3 protein-coding genes are annotated in these 20064 nt (G+C 65.2%); all 3 read left to right on the top strand.

Annotation, left to right across the window (positions count from 1 at the left end; all coding sequences use genetic code 11):
* The first annotated feature begins 44 nt into the window (after positions 1-44).
* From VFZ66_24295 to VFZ66_24285, 3 genes are read left to right on the top strand one after another with little or no spacing between them, the layout of a single operon-like run.
* Positions 45-2738 carry a condensation domain-containing protein gene (locus VFZ66_24295; protein HEX6292330.1) on the top strand — a complete coding sequence of 898 codons (2694 nt, stop codon included), beginning with the start codon at positions 45-47 and terminating at the stop codon, positions 2736-2738.
* Positions 2735-13930: an amino acid adenylation domain-containing protein gene (locus tag VFZ66_24290; protein HEX6292329.1), complete on the top strand. Its 11196-nt coding sequence runs from the start codon at positions 2735-2737 to the stop codon at positions 13928-13930. Before VFZ66_24295 ends, VFZ66_24290 begins: the two co-directional genes overlap by 4 nt.
* Positions 13931-13963: 33 nt before the next feature.
* Positions 13964-19981, top strand: a complete 6018-nt coding sequence (locus VFZ66_24285) for an amino acid adenylation domain-containing protein (protein ID HEX6292328.1) — start codon at positions 13964-13966, stop codon at positions 19979-19981.
* The last annotated feature ends 83 nt before the right edge of the window (positions 19982-20064 follow it).

Below are 20064 nucleotides of genomic sequence, written 5' to 3'. Positions count from 1 at the left end.
ATGCCCGATCACGACAACGAACAACAGCGGAAAGAATGAGGACTATGACGGTAGCAACGTTCCTGGACGACCTGAGGCACAAGGGTGTTCAGCTTTGGGCAGACGGTGATCGCTTGCGCTATCGTGCGCCCCAGGGCGTCCTGACGGCGGAGTTGCTCACGGCGCTGGCTGAGCACAAGGCGGCCATTCTGACGCTGCTGCGTGATGGCAATGATGCGCCACAGCATGGCGCGCTGCCGCAGATCGAGCCAGATCCAGGCACACGCTACGAACCCTTTCCGCTCACCGACATCCAGCAGGCCTACTGGATCGGTCGCATGGGCAGCCTTGAGCTTGGCAACGTCGCCACGCATGTGTATCTCGAACTTGACGGCGGCGCGCTCGACCTTGATCGCTTCCGCGATGCGTGGCAGCGGCTGATCGACCGTCACGATATGCTGCGGGCGATTGTGCGCGAGGACGGTCTGCAACAGATCCTGCCGCACGTTCCGCCCTACGCATTGCACGTGGCCGACGTACGCCCGCTCCCATCTGACGCCAGAGCAGCGCATCTGGAGGCCATACGCCAGGAATTATCCCATCAAGTGCTGCCCGCCGATACCTGGCCGCTGTTCGATCTCCGCGCGACGATCCTCGACGATGAGCAGGTCCGGCTGCATATCAGCCTCGACATGCTGATCCTCGACGCCTGGAGCTTGCGGCTGCTGGTGCGCGAGCTTGCGGCGCTCTATCATCAGCCGGAGCGGCAGCTTCCACCGCTGGCGCTCTCATTCCGCGATTACGTGCTCGCCGAGCGCACACTGCGTGACACCAGCGCCTATCGGCGTGCGCAGGACTATTGGTGGGAGCGCCTGCCGACGCTGCCGCCCGCGCCGGAGCTGCCACTGGTGCGGCAGCCCGAAAGCCTGCGACACCCACGGTTCGTCCGCCGCAGCGGCAGGCTGGAGCGCGACACCTGGCAGCGGCTCAAGCAGCAGGCAACGCAGCACGGCCTCACGCCTTCGGCGCTGCTGGCCGCCGCATTTGCCGAGATCCTGACGACATGGAGTACAAGCTCGCGGTTTACGATCAACCTGACGCTCTTCAACCGGCTCCCGCTGCACCCGCAGGTTCATGACATCGTCGGAGACTTTACCGCGACGACTCTGCTGATGGTCGATAATGCGGCGGGCGACACCTTCGCGGCGCGGGCCGAGCGTGTGCAGACGCAGCTCTGGTCCGATCTGGAGCACAGCCAGATCAGCGGCGTGCGTGTGCTGCGTGAGCTTGCCAGGATTCAGGGCGAGGGAGCCAGAGCGGTGATGCCGGTGGTCTTTACCAGTACCTTGATCAATCAGCGCGTCTCTCAGGAGGACCAGCCCACCCTCGGATGGCAGCTTGTTCACAGCATCAGCCAGACACCCCAGGTCTGGCTCGATCATCAGGTTTCGGAGCAGGCCGGAGCGCTGGTCTTCAACTGGGACGCCGTGGACGATCTGTTTCCTGGTGGCATGCTCGACGATATGTTTGGCGCGTATTGTCAGCTTCTCCAGCGCTTGGCCGAGAGCAAAGCGAGCTGGCAATCCCCGCTGAGCCAGGTCGACCTGGCACGCTACGATGGGATCATCCAACGACACGAGCACGCAGACTCGCCTGCGCTCCGAGCGCCGGATGACGAAGCGCTTCGGGGCGCGGACACGCCATCGCGCGCGCTGGTCCGAGAGATCAGCGGCCTCGTCGCCGATATTCTTGATCTTTCGGATGTCGATCCCAGGGCCAATCTGCTTGATCTCGGCGCGAACTCGGTCGAGATCATCAGGATTGCAAACCGCATGGAGCGTGAGCTTGGATTCCGCCCCAAGCTTGAGGACTTCTACCGCTCGCCGACGGTGGTCGGGCTGGCGCGCGCCTACGAGCACCAGCGCCATCGCAGCCAGCCGCCGAGCGCTTCGGCGCGGACAGAGAGTGAGCTGGACCGACGCATCGGCGCGATCCCGCTGCTGGTCGATCCCGTAGACCGCGAGGTGTTCAAGCAGCGCCAGCCGGGGCTGCGTCCCGACGATCAGGACAAGCCCCGCATCCCGCTGGATCGCGGTGATGTGGAGGCTGCCCTGAGCGCCTATACGCAGCGCCACAGCCATCGGCACTTTGTGCAGCAGCCGATCCCGTGGGAGGCGTTTCGGACGCTGCTTGGCTGCCTCCGGCAGGTGACGCTCGACGAACATCCGAAGTACCTGTATCCTTCTGCGGGTGGCCTCTACCCAATCCAAACGTATCTTCATGTTCGACCACAACGGGTTGAGGGCTTGACGGGCGGAATCTATTATTATCATCCCGTCGGCCACTGGCTCACGCTGCTCACGCCCGATGTCGATCTCGACCGGACGATCCACGATCCATTTGTTAACGGCCCCGTGTTTGACGAAGCAGCCTTCTCGATCTTTCTGATCGCGCAGCTCAGTGCCATCGCGCCGATGTATGGCAACCAGAGCTGGCACTACGCCACGCTCGAAGCAGGATACATAGGTCAGTTGTTGATGATGTCAGCGCCTCACAGTCGGATCGGACTCTGTCCGATCGGCAGCCTGGATTTTGATCGAATCCGCCATCTCTTTGCCCTGGATCAGACCCATGTGCTGGTACATTCGCTGCTTGGCGGCGGCATCGATCCCGATTGCGGCGTGTCGCGATCGTCGGCGCAAGAGGTCGCGTATGGCATGGCACCGGCAGCAGACGACCGCGAGGAGATCGAGCTATGAGCGCGGATGCCTTGCTGTCGTACCTGCGCGGGCTCGGCGTAGAATTTTGGACCGATGGCGACCGACTCCGCTGCAACGCTCCCAAGGGCGTCCTGACGCCAGCGCTCAGGACGGAACTCGCCGAGCACAAAGCGGCGCTGATCGCGCTGCTGCGCGCGGAAGACTCCGGCGCTCCTCCGCTCCGCCCGATCCCCCGCGATCAGGCATTGCCGCTCTCGTTCGCACAACAGCGGCTGTGGTTCCTGCACCAGCTGGAGCCTGACAGCCCGTTTTATAACATCCATGTGACGGTGCGATTCACGGGCGCGCTCGACATCGGCGCGCTCGAGCAGGCGATCGGCGAGATTCTGCGACGCCACGAGACGTTACGCACGACCTTCACGCAGCGCGCGTCTGCCGATGAGCGGCCCGTCCAGGTTATCCACCCTCCCCAGCCGATCGACCTGACGCCTGAAGATCTGCGGGAGCTTCCGGCACCGGCACGGGACGCCGAGGCGCTCCGCCGGGCCGAGCAGGCAGCGCGTCAGCCGTTCGACCTCGTACGCGGCCCGCTGCTGCGGCTGCGGCTGCTGCACCTGGACGACGCGGGCTTCATGCTGCTGGTGACGATGCACCATATCATCTCCGATGGCTGGTCGATGGGCATCTTTATTCGCGAGCTCGCGGCGCTCTACCCGGCGTTTGCGGCGCGGCAGCCGCACCCAGAGGGTACCCGGCTCCCAGATCTCCCGATCCAATATGGGGATTTTGCCGTCTGGCAGCGCGCGTGGCTTGCGCTAGGGACACCCGGCGCGATCCTCGATCGGCAGATGGCCTACTGGAAGCAGCAGCTTGGTGGAGCGCTCCCGGTGCTCGATCTGCCCACCGATCGTCCGCGCCCGCCAGCCCAGTCGTTTCGCGGCCTGACCCAACGATTCGAGCTGTCTGCCCCGCTGACCGAGGCCCTGCGGAGCTTCAGCCGCCGGGAGGGCGTGACGCTGTTTATGACGCTGCTGACGGCGTTTCAGATCGTGCTGGCGCGCTACAGCCGCCAGGATGATGTGGTGGTGGGCACGCCGATTTCGGGCCGCAACCGGGCAGAGATCGAGCCGCTGATCGGGTTTTTCGTCAACACGCTGGTGCTTCGCGCCGACCTCCGGGGCAATCCTTCGTTGCGCGAGGCCCTGGGGCGCGTCCGCGCGATGGTGCTGGCCGCCTATGCGCATCAGGATCTGCCCTTTGAGATCCTGGTGGACGAGCTTCAGCCCGAACGCGATCTGAGCCGCAACCCGCTCTTCCAGGCGCTTTTCGTCCTCCAGAACATGCCGCTGCCCACGCTTGAGCTGCCCGGCGTGACCCTGGAGAGCATCCCGGTCGACAGCGGCACGGCCAAGTTTGATCTCTCGCTGGCGATCCGCGAAGGGCCGCAGACATTGATCGGCCTGCTCGAATACGCGACCGACCTCTTCGACGCCGCGACGATCGACCGCCTGATCGGCCATTTTCAAGGGCTGCTGCACGCGATCGTCGCCGATGGCGATCAGCCGATCATGCGCTTGCCGTTGCTCGCGGAGGCCGAGCGGCAGCAGATGCTTGTGGCATGGAACGCCACGGCGGTGGACTACCCGCCGGATGTTTGCCTGCATCATCTGGTGGAGGCCCAGGCGCGACGCACGCCCGATGCCATCGCCGTGATGTTCGAGGATGCGGCGCTGACGTATGCCGCGTTGAACGCCCGCGCTAACCAGCTTGCACATCATCTGCAAGCGCTGGGCGTGGGCGGGTGCTCTCAGGGCGAGACATTGGTCGGGATCTGCGTCGAGCGCTCGCTGGATCTGGTCGTCGGGCTGCTGGCGATCCTGAAAGCGGGCGGCGCGTATGTGCCGCTCGATCCCGACTATCCCGCCGAGCGCCTGCGGTTCATGCTCGAAGATACAGACGCTCCCGTGCTGGTGATCCAGCAGCATCTCGCCGAGCGGCTGCCAGCGTCGGGTGTGCGGCTGGTCTGCATCGACGCCGACGGGCCGACGATCGCCGCGCAGCCCAGCACCGCGTCGCAGCCGCTCGTCACCGCCGACAACCTGGCGTATGTGATCTACACATCGGGATCGACCGGCCAGCCCAAGGGCGCGATGAACACGCACCGGGCGATCGTCAACCGGCTGCTCTGGATGCAGGACACCTATGGGCTGACGGCGGCGGATCGCGTGCTGCAAAAAACACCGTTCAGCTTCGATGTCTCGGTCTGGGAGTTCTTCTGGCCGCTGCTCACCGGAGCGCGCCTGGTCGTGGCAAAGCCGGGCGGCCATCAGGACCCGACCTACCTCGTCGAGCTCATCGCCCGCGAGCGAATCACCACGCTGCATTTTGTGCCCTCGATGCTCCAGGCGTTTCTCGACACCGCCGACCTGCGGGGCTGCCGCTCGCTGCGCCGGGTGATCTGTAGCGGCGAGGCCCTGCCGCTGGCCGTGCAGCAGCGCTGCTTCGCGCGCCTGGACGCCGAGCTGCACAACCTGTACGGTCCCACCGAGGCCGCCGTCGACGTGACCTTCTGGCCGTGTCAGCGCGAGAGCGCGCTGCACACCGTGCCGATCGGGCGTCCGGTCGCCAACACGCAGATCTATCTGCTGGATCGGTATGGTCAGCCGGTGCCGATCGGCGTGCCGGGCGAGCTGCATATCGGCGGCGTGCAGCTTGCGCGCGGCTACCTGGGCCGCCCCGATCTGACGGCGGAGCGGTTCGTGCCCGATCCGTTCAGCCAGACCGGGTACCCTCAGGGTGGCGCGCGGCTCTACAAAACCGGCGATCTCGCCCGCTTCCTGCCCGACGGCGCGATTGAGTACCTCGGACGGCTCGACCATCAGGTGAAGGTGCGCGGCTTTCGCATCGAGCTGGGCGAGATCGAGGCGGCGCTGCTTCAGCATCCCGCCGTGCGCGAGGCGATCGTCGTGGCGCGCGAGGATAGCGGACATACGCGGCTCGTCGCGTACGTTGTAGAACAAAGAACCGTGCGCCCGCCGGGCGCACAAAGAACAAAGGAACAAGCGGAGAATCAAGAACCCGAAACTCCAAACTCCAAACTCCGCACCTACCTCAAAGAGCGCTTACCCGATTACATGGTGCCGAGCGCGTTCGTCTTTCTAGATGCGCTGCCGCTCACGCCCAACGGCAAGGTCGATCGCCGCGCGCTGCCAGCGCCCGATACGGCTCGTCCGCTGCTGGAGCAGCCGTTTGTCGCGCCTGAGACGCAGATTGAGATTACGCTTGCGCGGATCTGGGCGGATGTCCTTCAGGTGGAGCAGGTAGGCGTGCATGATAGCTTCTTCGCGCTCGGCGGCGACTCGATCTTGATCATGCAGGTGATTGCCCGCGCGCAGCAGGCCGGTTTGCGTCTCAAGCCGCGCCAGATGTTTCAACATCAGACCATCGCCGCGCTAGCAGCCGTCGTCGCCACAACCACGCCCGTGGCTGCCGATCAAGCGTTGGTCATGGGTCCGCTCCCGCTGACGCCGATCCAGCAGTGGTTCTTCGAGCGCGAGCTTGTCGATCCACATCACTGGAACCAGGCCATCCTCGTCGCCGTCCGGCAGCCGCTCGACCATACGCTGCTGGCACAGGCGGTAGAGTATCTGCTGGCGCACCACGATGCGCTACGGCTGCGCTTCACGCGGACGCCGACAGGCTGGACGGCGGCTATCGCGGAGCGGGAGCGACAGCCGGTTGTGACGCGGATCGATCTGACAGCGCTCCCGCCGACCGAGCAGACGGCCATGCGCGACGAAGTGATCGCCGAGCTGCACGCCAGCCTGGATCTGAGCGACGGGCCGCTGCTCAGGGTTGCGCATCTCACGCAGGCCACGGCGCAGCCCGACCGATTGCTGTTTGTGATTCATCATCTTGCGGTCGACGCCGTCTCATGGCCGATCCTGCTTGAAGACCTGGAAACCGCCTACAATCAGCTTCAGCAGGGCACCGCCGTGGCCTTGCCGCCCAAGACAACATCGTTCACATATTGGGCCGAGCGGCTCGTCGCCTACGCGCAGACGGCAGCGGCACAGGCGGAGCTGGCCTACTGGCTCGCGCCGACACGCCGCGCCGTGGCCCCCTTACCGGTCGATCATGCCAGCGGCGCGAATACCGTGGCGTCGCGCGGGATCGTGGAGCTGCGCCTGAGCGCCGCAGCGACCGATGCGCTGCTGCACGCGGTGCCGCACGTGTATCATGCCCAGATCACCGATCTGCTGCTAACGGCGCTGGTCCAGACCTTCGCGCAGTGGACCGGGCAGCCCGATCTGCTTGTGGATCTGGAGGCGCACGGTCGGGAAGATCTCTTTGACGATGTGGAGCTTTCACGCACCGTCGGCTGGTTCACGGCGCTCTTCCCGATGCTGCTCGATCTTGGAGCAGCCAGCGATCCGGGAGCGGCCCTCAAAGCGATCAAAGAGCAGCTCCGCAGGGTGCCGAGCCGCGGGCTTGGCTATGGCGTGCTGCGCTATCTCAGCACGGCAGAGCACCGCGCGCACCTGGCCGCGCTGCCCCAGGCGCAGGTAATGCTCAACTACCTGGGCCAGTTCGATCGCATGAGCGCGACACAGCTCTTTAGCCCGGCACCTGAGCCGAGCGGCCCGGCCCATAGCCCGCGCGGGCAGCGCGCCTATCTGATCGAGATCAATAGCTTTGTCGCCAGCGGGCAGCTCCAGCTCCACTGGATCTACAGCGATGCCGTGCATGCGCGCGCCACGATCGAGCGGCTGGCCCGGCAGTATCTCACGGCGCTGGAAGTATTGATCGCGTACTGCCTGTCAGCCCCGGCAGCGGGCTACACGCCCTCCGATTTTCCGAAAGCCGCCTTGAGCCAGCAGACGCTTGATCTACTGGTCGAACGCATCGAGCGCGGGCAGGAGCAGGCGGGAATACAGCCCCAGCGGATCACAGACATCTATCGGCTTTCGCCGTTGCAGCAAGGCATCCTGTTCCATACGGTGTCCGCTCCAGCCACAGGCGCGTACTTTGAGCAATTCGTCTGGTCGCTCCACGGCGATCTCGATCTTGCGGCGTTCACCCAGGCCTGGCAGCAGCTTGTCGACCGCCACCCGATCTTGCGGACCGCGTTCCACTGGCAGGAGTTGGAGCAGCCGGTGCAGGTGGTGCTGCGCGAAGCCGTCATGCCGATCGAGCACGAGAGCTGGCGCAGCCTGCCCGCCCGCGTGGCGGAGACGCACCTTGAGGCGCTGCTCAGAGCCGATCGTGAGCGGGGCTTCGACCTCGCTCAGCCGCCGCTGATGCGTCTGACCCTGGCGCAGACCGCTACCAACACGTGGTACTGCGTCTGGAGCTATCATCACCTGCTGCTGGATGGCTGGTCGATGTTCGTGCTGCTCAAAGAGCTGTTCCAGATCTACGAGGCCCATCAGCAGAGCCAGCCGCTCCGGCTTCCGCCCGCCCGCCCGTACGGCGATTATATTGCCTGGCTGGATCGGCAGGACCGGCGCGCGGCTGAGGCTGCCTGGCGCGACGTGCTCAAAGGCTTTACCGCGCCGACGCCCTTGCTCCGGGCCGCGCCTGCCGACGATCGCGGCGCGGCGTGCTATCGCGAGCGATACCTCCGATTCTCCACACACACCACTGATCGCCTGCACGCGGTAGCGCGACAGGAGAGCCTGACGCTGAACACGATCGTTCAGGGGGCCTGGGCGCTGCTGCTGAATCGCTACAGCGGCGCCGACGATCTGGTCTTTGGCGTGATTGTTTCGGGACGGCCCACGGACGTTACCGATTTCGAGTCGATGGTCGGGCTGTTTATCAACACGCTGCCGCTGCGCACACAGATCGATCCGGCAGAGACGCTCGTGGCCTGGCTTCAGCAGATCCAGCAGCGGCAATTCGACGCGCGGCAGTACGAGTACAGCTCGCTGGTGCAGATCCAGGGCTGGAGCGAGATACCGCGTGGCCTGCCGCTGTTCGAGAGCATGATTGCCTTCGAGAACTATCCGGTGGATCGCAGGCTCCACGAGCTGAGCAACACGCTGGATATTCAGCTCGTGCGCTCCGTGCAGCGCACCAACTACCCGCTGACGGTGATGGTCATTCCGTCGTCGGAGCTGACGGTGCGGATGCTCTACGATGCGCAGCGCTTCGACGAGCCGGTGATCGATCGGATGATGGAGTACCTGCACGCGCTGCTGGAGGGTATCGCCGCCAATCCGCGACAGCGCATCGCGGCGCTGCCGCTGTTGAGCGAAACCGACCGGCGGATGCTCGCGGACTGGAACGCGACGGAGGTCGAGTACGCCGAGGACGCCTGTATTCACCAGCTTTTCGAGGCGCAGGTCGCGCGCACGCCCGATGCCCTGGCGATTGTCTCCGGCGACCGCAAACTCAGCTATCGTGAGCTGGATCGCCAGGCCGATCTCCTGGCAGGCTACCTCCGTATGCGCGGCGTGGGACCGGAGGTGCCCGTGGGCGTGTGCGTCGAGCGCTCGGTCGACCAGATGATCGGCCTGCTGGGTATCCTGAAGGCCGGCGGCGCGTATGTGCCAATCGATCCGGCCTATCCCCCCGACCGTATCCGCTTGATGCTGGCGGACGCGCCGGTGCGCGTGCTGCTCACGCACGGGCGGCTGCTCCCGCTGCTCCCCGAACATCCGGCGCGAGTGATCTGCCTCGACGCGGAGTGGTCGGAGATCATCCAGGCGGCGCAGGCGTCTGCCTCCGGCAGCGCTCGTCAGCGGCCCACCGCCGACAATCTGGCCTATGTGATCTATACCTCAGGCTCCACCGGCAAGCCCAAGGGCGTCATGCTGCCACATCGAGGACTGTGTAACCTTATCCCGTTCTCGATCCAGATGTTTGGCATCCGTCCAGGTGATCGGATCGCGCAACTGATCGCGTATAGCTTCGACGGCTCGATCTGGGAATGTTTGATCTCGCTGCTGGCCGGTGCGACGATGTATATCGGAAGCCAGGAGCACCTGCTGCCCGGACCAACCTTACAGGGCTGGCTGCACGATCACGCCATTAGCGCGACGGTCATGGTTCCGTCGATGCTGGGCGGGCTTGATCCCCAGGCATTACCGGCGCTCCGCACGCTGATCTGCGGCGGCGAGGCGATCTCGCATACGATGGTCGCGCGCTGGTCGGCTGGGCGGCGCTTCTTCAACTCCTACGGTCCAACCGAGGCGACGGTCAATGTGACGGTCTGGGAAAGCGATCCGACCTACCAGGACGCGCCGCCGATCGGACGGCCCAACGCGAACACGCGCGTCTATCTGCTGGACCGCCATCTGCTGCCGGTGCCGATCGGCGTGGTCGGCGAGCTATACGTCGGCGGCGTGCAGCTTGCGCGCGGCTACCTGGGCCGTCCCGATCTCACGGCGGAGCGCTTCGTGCCCGATCCCTTCGCCGACCAACCAGGCGGGCGGCTGTACCGCACAGGCGACCTCGCCTGCTACCTGCCCGACGGGAATATCGAGTTCCTGGGCCGCATCGATCATCAGGTCAAGGTGCGCGGCTATCGCATCGAGCTGGGCGAGATCGAGGCGGCGCTGATCGAATATCCGGCGGTGCAGGATGCCGTCGTGGTGGTGCGCGAAGATGCACCGGGCGAGAGGCGGCTGGTAGCGTACGTCGTAGAACAAAGAACAACAGAACAACGGAACAAAGAAGCGGAATCGGATGACCCCTGTTCTTTGTTTGCCCAGAGGGCACCCGTTCTTTGTTCGCCCCAGGAACTGCGCCAGCATGTCGGCGCGCGCCTGCCCGCCTACATGGTGCCGAGCGTCTTCGTCCTCCTCGACGCGCTGCCGCTGCTGCCGAACGGCAAGCTTGACCGCAAGGCGCTGCCGGTGCCAGAAGCTCAGCGACCGAACGGCACCGTCGCGTATGTCGCGCCGCGCACCGCCATCGAGCGCCAGATCGCGCAGATCTGGAAGGACGTGCTGGAACTTGACGACGTGGGCATCCACGACAATTTCTTCGATCTTGGCGGCCATTCGCTGCGGATGATGCAGGTTCACGGCAAGCTCTGCGCGCTGCTGAAGCGCGACATTCCGATGATGGAGCTGTTCCGCTACCCGACGATCACTGCGCTGACGAGCTATGTGAGCGCCGTGCTGGGCGATTCGGCGGCGGAGCAGGCTGAGCGCCAGCCCGCGCCGCGCCCGGCACCCGCTGCCGGCACCGAGATTGCGATCATCGGCATGAGCGGACGCTTTCCCGGCGCGAAGCATATCGAGACGTTCTGGCACAATCTGCAAGCAGGCACAGAGTCGATCACCTTCTTCGACGACGATGCGCTGCTGGCGGCGGGTGTCGATCCGGCGCGACTTGCCGATCCGCAGTATGTCAAGGCCGGGGCGATCCTCGACGGCATCGAGCTGTTCGACGCCGCCTTCTTTGGCTATAGCCCGCGCGAGGCCACGGTGATGGACCCGCAGCAGCGCTTTTTTCTGGAATGTACCTGGGAAGCGCTGGAGCACGCCGGATACAACCCTGAGGCCAGCCCAGGCCGGATCGGGGTCTACGCGGGCGTTGGCACCAACAGCTACCTGCTCAACAACCTGTATCCGAACCGCTCGCTGCTGGAGAACGTCGGCGCGTTCCAGATGATGATCTTAAACGAAAAAGATCATCTGACGACACGAGTCGCGTATAAGCTCAACCTGCACGGCCCGGCGATCAACCTCCAGACCGCCTGCTCGACCTCACTGGTCGCGGTGATCGTCGCCTGTCAAAACCTTCTGCTGCGCCAGTGTGATATGGCGCTGGCGGGCGGCGTGACGATTAATGTGCCCCACGCGGCGGGCTATCGCTACGTCGAGGGCGGCATTGCGTCGCCCGACGGCCACTGCCGCGCCTTCGACGCGCGGGCGGAAGGCACGGTCGCGGGCAATGGCATCGGCGTGGTGGTCTTGAAACGGCTCTCCGACGCGCTGGCCGACGGCGATGCCATTCAGGCCGTGATCAAAGGCTTCGCCATGAATAACGACGGCTCGCAGAAAGTGGGCTACACCGCGCCCAGCATCGACGGTCAGGCAGCGGTGATCGCCGAGGCGCTGGCGATGGCCGGAGTATCGCCCGAAACGATCTCGTATATCGAGACGCACGGCACCGGCACGCGGCTGGGCGATCCGATCGAGATGGCCGCTTTGACGCGCGTCTTTGAACCTGCCAGCCAGCGGAACAACACCTGCGCGATCGGCTCGGTCAAGACCAACATCGGCCACCTGGATACTGCCGCAGGCGTGACCGGGCTGATCAAGACCGTGCTGGCGCTTCAGCATCGCTGCATCCCGCCGAGCCTGCATTTCGAGCAGCCCAATCCGATGATCGATTTTGCGCGCTCTCCGTTTTATGTCAACACAAGCCGCGCAGAGTGGCACACCAACGGCACGCCACGGCGAGCGGGCGTTAGCTCGTTCGGCATCGGCGGCACCAACGCGCACGTCGTGCTTGAAGAAGCGCCGCCGGTCGCGCCGTCGGGAAGCGGGCGTAAGTGGCAGCTTGTCGCGCTCTCGGCGCGCAGCAGCGCGGCGCTCGAGCGGGCGGCGCTGAAGCTGGCGGCTCACCTGCGCCAGCACCCCGACCTGAATCTTGCGGACGTGGCCTACACCCTGCACGTCGGTCGGCAAGCGTTCGCCTACCGTCAAATCCTGGTCTGCCGCGACAGCGACGATGCGGTCGAGCTGCTAGAATCCCAAGATCCGCGCCAGGTCTTGAATCGCCAGCAGGAGCGCCAGGATCGAGCGGTCGTGTTTCTGTTTCCGGGGCAGGGCGCGCAGTACGTGCAGATGGCGCACGAGCTGTATCACGAGGAAGCCGCATTCCGCGAGCAGGTCGATCGCTGCGCGGAGCTGCTCAGGCCGCACCTGGGCCTCGACCTGCGCACGGTCCTGTATCCCGATGCGGACCACAGAGCCGAGGCAACGCAACAGTTGCATCAGACCTGGCTGACTCAGCCGGTGCTCTTTGTGATCGAGTATGCGCTGGCGCAGCTCTGGATGTCGTGGGGCGTGCAGCCCGTCGCGATGATCGGCCACTCGATCGGCGAGTACGTCGCGGCCTGTCTCGCGGGCGTGTTCAGCCTGGAGGACGCGCTCGCGCTGGTCAGCCTCCGAGGACGGCTGATCCAGTCGCTTCCGGCAGGGGCCATGCTGAGCGTGCCGCTGCCGGAGCAGACCGTGCTGCAATTGCTCGATGCAGAGGATTTCCGGCAGCTCTCGCTCGCGGCGGTCAACGCGCCCGCGCTGTGTGTTGTGGCCGGGCCGCACGCAGGCATCGAGCAGTTGGAGCGCCAGCTGGCCGAGCAAGGGCTGGATTGCCGCCGTCTGCATACGTCGCATGCCTTCCACTCGGCGATGATCGAGCCGATTCTGGAGCCGTTCATCGAGCAGATGAGCCGGATCAGCCTCCATCGGCCCAGGCTGCCCTACCTTTCGAACGTCAGCGGCACCTGGATCACCGCTGAGGACGCGACCGACCCGCGCTACTGGGCGCGGCATCTGCGCGCGCCCGTGCGCTTTGCGACGAGCCTGGAGGTGCTGCTGAGCGAGCCGGATCGCGTGCTGCTTGAGATTGGCCCTGGCCGAATGTTGAGCACGCTGGCCCGGCAGCAGGCGATCCCGAACCTGACGGTCCTCTCGTCGCTGCGGCATCCCCACGACCGCCAGCAGGATCTCGCGTTTCTGCTGCAAACGCTCGGCCAGCTCTGGCTCGCGGGCGTGCCGATCGATTGGACCCGGTTCTACGCCGATCAGCAGCGCAGGCGCGTCCACCTGCCGACCTACCCGTTCGAGCGCCAGCGCTACTGGATCGATCCGCCGAGCCGCGCGGCGCGCAGCCAGGAGCAGCTACTCACGCCCAACAGCGCTCTGAGCGATGGAGCGCCGCCGAGCGAAGCGCTGCACGGTCGTCCAGCGCTTGCCACGGCCTATGTCGCGCCGCGCAACGCGATCGAGCACAAGATCGCCGCGATCTGGCAAGATCTGCTCGGTATCGCGTCGGTCGGCATCCACGACAACTTCTTTGACCTCGGCGGTCACTCGCTGATGGCGACGCTGCTGGTGTCGCGGCTGCGCGAGGTCTTCCCGGTCGATGTGCCCGTGCGTGAGCTGTTCGAGGCAGGCACGGTTGCAGGCGTAGCAGAGATCATTGAAGCCAGACTGATCGAAAAATTGAACGATCTTTCCGAGGATGAAGCCCGTCTGTTGATCTAACCATCCGTCTTAAGCACAATGAAAGCGCATACGATGTCGAGCATAGAAGAGCCGTCAGATCAGCCCGAACTCTCGCCCGCCAAACGAGCGCTGCTGGAGAAATGGAAGCGCGGCGAGTTCGCGCGCAGCCACGAGGCAGACGCGATTCCTCTGCGCTCGCAGCAGAGCGACGTGCCCCTCTCACTCGCCCAGCAGCGCCTCTGGTTTCTCGATCAGCTCGTGCCCGACAGCCCGGCTTATAACATCTCGTTTGCGGTACGCCTCGACGGCCAGCTCGATCCGGCTGCCCTTGAGCGCAGCCTCCATGAGATTGTGCGCCGCCACGAGGTGCTGCGGACCACGTTTGCGCAAAATGCGGACGGGCAGCCGGTCCAGGTGATCGCTCCGGCCCTCAGCTACCCGCTGCCGGTCGAGGATCTGGTTGGCTGTCCGGTGCCTCCTCCGCCAGATCTGATCCAGGATCTCGTCAATCAGATCGCGCAGCGGCCCTTCGATCTTGGGCAAGGCCCGCTCTTCCGCGCAAAGCTGCTGCGGCTGAGCGATCGGATGCATCTGTTTGCGCTCTCGATGCACCACATCATCTCCGATACGTGGTCGATGGGCGTGTTCGTGCGCGAGCTGGCCGATCTGTACAACGCTTATGCCCAGGGCGCAAGCAGCCCGGTGGGCACCCCGCTGCCGATCCAGTACGCCGACTTCGCGGCCTGGCAGCGGCAATCGCTTCAGCAAGCGGTGCTTGAGCGACAGCTCGCCTACTGGCGCGCAGCGCTGGCTGATAGCCCGACGGTGCTCGACCTGCCGACCGATCATCCTCGTCCGCCGATTCAAACCTTTCACGGCGCGATGCGCTCGTTTGTCGTGCCCGCCGATGTGACCGAGGCGCTGCGGCAGGTGAGCCGCCAGGAAGAGGCGACGCTGTTTATGACGCTGCTGGCCGCCTTCCAGACGCTGCTCTACCGCTACAGCGGCCAGGACGATATTCTGGTTGGCTCGCCGATCGCGGGCCGCACCCGACCGGAAACCGAGCGGCTGATCGGCTTTTTCGTCAATACGCTCGTGCTGCGCGGCGATCTCTCAGGGCAGCCCGCGTTCCGCGAGCTGCTGCGGCGCGTGCGCGAGACAACGCTGGGCGCATACGCCAACCAGGATCTACCCTTCGAGCAGATGGTCGATCTGCTCCAGCCGGAGCGCGACATGAGTCGCAACCCGCTGTTTCAGGTGATGTTCGTGCTCCAGAACACGCCGATGCCCGCCTTGCAGCTTCCCACGCTGAGCATGAGCATGGTGCCCGCCAGCAGCGGCACGGCCAAGTTCGATCTCTGGCTCTCGGTGACGGAGGCCGACGACACGCTGCTGGCGGTGCTTGAGTACAACACCGACCTGTTCGAGGCTGCGACGATCGAGCGGCTGATCGGTCATTTTCAAACCCTGCTGCCTGGCATCGCCGCCGATCCGCGCCTGCCGATCACCCGGCTGCCGCTGCTGAGCGACGCTGAGCGGCAGCAATTGAGCGCCTGGAATCGCACGCGGGTGCCTTATCCGCCGGATCGCACGCTGCACGAGCTGGTCGAAGCGCAGGCCGAGGCAACGCCGGATGCTGCCGCGCTGATCTTTGGCGACACCAGCCTGAGCTACCGCGAGCTGAACCAGCGGGCCAATCAACTGGCGCATCACCTCCGCGCGCTTGGCGTTGGCAACGAGACGCCGGTCGGTGTGTGCGTGGAGCGCTCGCTTGAGCTGGTGATCGCGCTGCTGGCGATCCTCAAAGCGGGCGGCGCGTACGTGCCGCTTGATCCGGGCTATCCCGCCGAGCGGCTCGCGTTTCTGATCAAGGATTCTCAGGTACCCGTGCTATTGACCCAGCAGCACCTTGACGCTCGGCTGCCCGACCATCAGGCGGCTGTGCTGCATGTCGCCGCCGCCGCCGACCAGATCGCACGCTGGCCGACGACCAATCCTGTCGGCACGAGCGATCCCGATCGCCTGGCCTACATCATCTACACGTCGGGATCGACCGGCCAGCCCAAAGGCGCGATGAACAGCCACGGTGCGATCGTCAACCGGCTGCTGTGGATGCAGGACGCCTACCGGCTGACGCCCGCCGATGCGGTGCTGCAAAAAACGCCGTTCAGCTTCGATGTCTCGGTCTGGGAGTTCTTCTGGCCGCTGATCGCGGGCGCGCGTCTGGTGGTCGCCGTGCCCGAAGGCCACAAAGACCCGGCCTATCTCGCGGCGCTGATCGCCGAGCAGCAGATCACGACGCTGCATTTTGTGCCCTCGATGCTCCAGGCGTTTCTCGACGAGCCTGAGATCGCGCGCTGTCGCTCGCTGCGCCGTGTGATCTGTAGCGGCGAGGCGCTCTCGCTTGAGCTACAGCAGCGCTGCTTCGCGGGCCTGGACGCCGAGCTGCATAACCTGTACGGTCCCACCGAGGCCGCCGTCGATGTCACCGCCTGGGCCTGCGAGCGCGACAGCGCCCGGCGTGCGGTCCCGATCGGACGACCGATCGCCAACACGCAGATCTATCTGCTGGATGCGTACCTTGAGCCGGTGCCGGTCGGTATTCCGGGCGAGCTGTACATCGGCGGCGTGCAGCTTGCGCGCGGCTACTGGCAGCGTCCCGACCTGACCGCCGAGCGCTTCATCCCCGATCCGTTCAGTAGTATTCCTGGCGCGCGTCTCTATCGCACCGGCGATCTGGCGCGCTATGCGTCTGACGGCGCGATCGAGTACCTGGGCCGGATCGATCAGCAGGTCAAGCTGCGCGGCTTCCGCATCGAGCTGGGCGAGATCGCGGCCACCCTGCGCCAGCATCCCGCCGTCCGCGAGGCCATCGCCACGGTGCGCGAGGATGCGAACGGCCATCGACGGCTGGCGGTGTATGTCGTGCCGGAGCAGAACCAAGAACGGGCGTCCTCTGGACACGCCAAGAACCAAGATGCCGAGCCGGACGGTTCCAGGTTCCGGGTGCCCTCTGGGCGTCTTGGTTCTATGGTGGCTGAGCAGGTTCAAACCTGGCAGCAGGTCTTCGACACAGCCTATGCCGAAACCAGGCCGGATGCCGATCCGACGTTCAATATCGTTGGCTGGAATAGCAGTTTTACCGGCGAGCCGCTGCCAGCCACGGCGATGCGCGAGTGGGTCGATCAGACGGTCGCGCGGGTTCGCAGCCTCCGACCGCGACGGATACTCGAAATTGGCTGCGGCACCGGATTGCTGCTCCACCGGCTCGCGCCCGACTGTGCGTGCTACATCGGCACGGACATCTCGGCGGTCGCGCTTGAGACGCTCAGCCAGCAGGTTGCGGCCCGTGGGCTGACGCAGGTCGCGCTCCATCAGCGGCCCGCCGACGATCTGGACGGCCTGGCGGACAGCGCTTTCGACGTGGTGATCCTCAACTCGGTCGTACAGTATTTTCCGGGTGTGGAGTACCTTGTCGGGGTGCTGGAAAACGCGGCGCGGGTGGTTGCTCCGGGCGGGCACATCTTTGTCGGCGATGTGCGGAGCCTTCCGCTGCTGGAAGCCTTTCACGCCGCCGTGCAGCTCTTCCAGGCGAACGACGACCTGCCGACCGCGCAGCTCCGGCAGCGGGTGCAGCGCGCGCTGCTTCAGGAGCAAGAGCTGGCGCTCGATCCGGCTTTCTTCACCGCGCTGATGCGCGAGATTCCGCGCATCGGCCATGTCGCGATGCAGCTCAAGCGTGGACACGACCACAACGAGCTGACCAGGTTCCGCTATGATGTGACGTTATCGATCGACACATCGCCGCACGCTACCGCCGAGCAGCCGGGGCGCGACTGGCGGCAGGCGCAGATGACGCTGACGGCGCTGCGCCAGGAGCTACGCGAGCACGCGCCGTTGTCGCTGCGGATCGTCAATGTGCCCGACGCGCGGCTCCGCGACGAGATCCGCGCGCTGCGGCTGCTCGACAGCCCGACGCCGCCAGCAGCGGTCGGCGAGCTACGCGCGGCGCTGGCAGACCGACCGGCGGAGCAGGGCGTTGATCCTGAGGCGTTCTGGGCGCTTGAAGACGAGCTACCCTACACCGTCAGCATCTTCTGGTCTGGAACGGGCACGGATGGCTGCTACGATGTGCTGCTGCGGCACACCGCGCAGCAGGCAGATGTGGCCGTGGCGCTGCCGGATGAAGCGGCCAGCGGGGAGCGCGCGGCGTGGAGCGGCTACGCCAACAATCCGTTGCAGGCCCGGCTGACGCGCCAGTTGACGCCAATTCTGCGCGGCTATCTTCAGGAGCACCTGCCCGACTACATGGTGCCGACGACCTTCGTGCTGCTGGAACGGCTGCCGCTGCTGCCGAACGGCAAGATCGATCGGCAGGCGTTACCGCCGCTGCCGCTGCTGGAGCTAGAGACGGAGAGCGTCGCGCCGCGCACCGCTGTCGAGCATGCGCTGGCCCACATCTGGCGACACGTGCTGAACGTCGAGCGCATCGGCATTCACCACAACTTCTTCGCGCTCGGCGGCGATTCGATCCTCAGCCTTCAGATCATCGCGCGCGCCAAACAGGCTGGCCTTCAGATCACCACCAAGCAGATCTTCCAGCACCAGACGATCGCCGAGCTGGCAGGAGTCGCCGTCCCGCTCACGTCGACCGGAGCGCAGCACGCCGATGGCCCTGCGCTGCCGCAGGCGGAGGGCACCGCGCCCGCCGATGGTCCGCTGATCCGGCTTAGCCAGCAGCAGCTCGACCAGCTTCGCGCGACACGGGGCGAGATCGAGGATCTGTATCCGCTCGCGCCGGTTCAAGAGCATATGCTGCGCCGGTACCTGGCTGCTCCTGAGCCAGGGTTGTATCTGGTCTATGGTATCTTGTTCCTCCAGCCGGTGAACCTCCCGGCATTCCGGCGGGCATGGCAGCAGGTGGTGAATCGCCAGGCGGTGCTGCGTACCTCGTTCGTGTGGGAAGGCGTCGACCAGCCGTTCCAGGTGGTGCATAAACAGGTCCACCTCCCGATCGAGCAGTACGACTGGCGCGGGCTGTCGCCGGATGAGCACCAGGAGCGACTGGCCGCCTACATCGAATCGATCCGCCAGCAGGGCTTCGACCTGACGCAAGCGCCGCATACGCGCATGGCGCTCTTCCAGGTGTCGGAGGAAGCCTATCAGTTTTTCTGGGGCTTTAACTTCATGCTTCAGGATGGCTGGAGCTTTCCGCTGGTGATGAAAGATTTCTTCGACTGTTACGACGCGGCGTGCGCGGGCCGCGAGATGCCGCAATCCGTCCCGCAGCCGTATCGCAGCTATATTGCCCATCTGCACCGGCTCGATCTGACCGAGGCCGAGCGCTTCTGGCGCAAGACGCTGAAAGGATTTCGAGCGCCAACGCCGCTGGCGGCGCGCGCCCCTGGCAATCGGCCCTGCGGCGGCAATGGATTTGTTCAACGGCATGTCAGGCTGTCGGTGGCGACGACCAAGGCGCTTCAAGCGCTGGCCCAGCAGCAGCAGCTCACGCTCAATACGCTGGTTCAGGGAGCCTGGGCCGTGCTGATGGCGCGCTACACCAGCGCGCAGGAGGTGCTCTTCGGCAGCACCGTCGCCGGGCGCTCCGTCGATCTGCCGGGGATCGAGGCGATGATCGGCTCGTTCAACAACTTCCTGCCGACGCGGGTCAGGCTCTCTCCCGACACGCCGCTGCTGACATGGCTCCGCGAGCTTCAGCTCCAGCAGGTCGAGCAGCGCCAGTATGAGTACACGCCGCTGGTCAAGATCAAGGCGTGGAGCGACGTTCCTGCCGATCAAGCCTTGTTCGAGACGTACCTGACCTTCGAGAACTTTCCCGTCGAGGCCGCCATTCTGGAACGAAGCGCCACCTGGATGGAGCATGTCGCGAGTGAAACCCAGACGGAGCATGCGCTCAGGGTGACGGTCTGGCCGTTCCGCTCGCTGTCGATCTACATCTCGTACTACGAGCGCTGCTTCGACGATGCGACCATCAGGCGGATGCTTAAGCATTTTGAGCAGCTCTTGGAAGGCATGGCTGGCAATCCGCATCAGCGATTGGGCGCGTTAGCCAGCCTGATCGAGTTCTGATACCATCCCGACGTTCGGCGATCGAATCGATACAGGCCGTGCTCGGCGCGGCACATGATGATCACCTTGAGATCAGGCATGCA

It is taken from the genome of Herpetosiphonaceae bacterium (assembly GCA_036374795.1).
GTDB lineage: Bacteria > Chloroflexota > Chloroflexia > Chloroflexales > Kallotenuaceae > LB3-1.
This window is presented reverse-complemented; position numbering and strand designations above follow the sequence as displayed.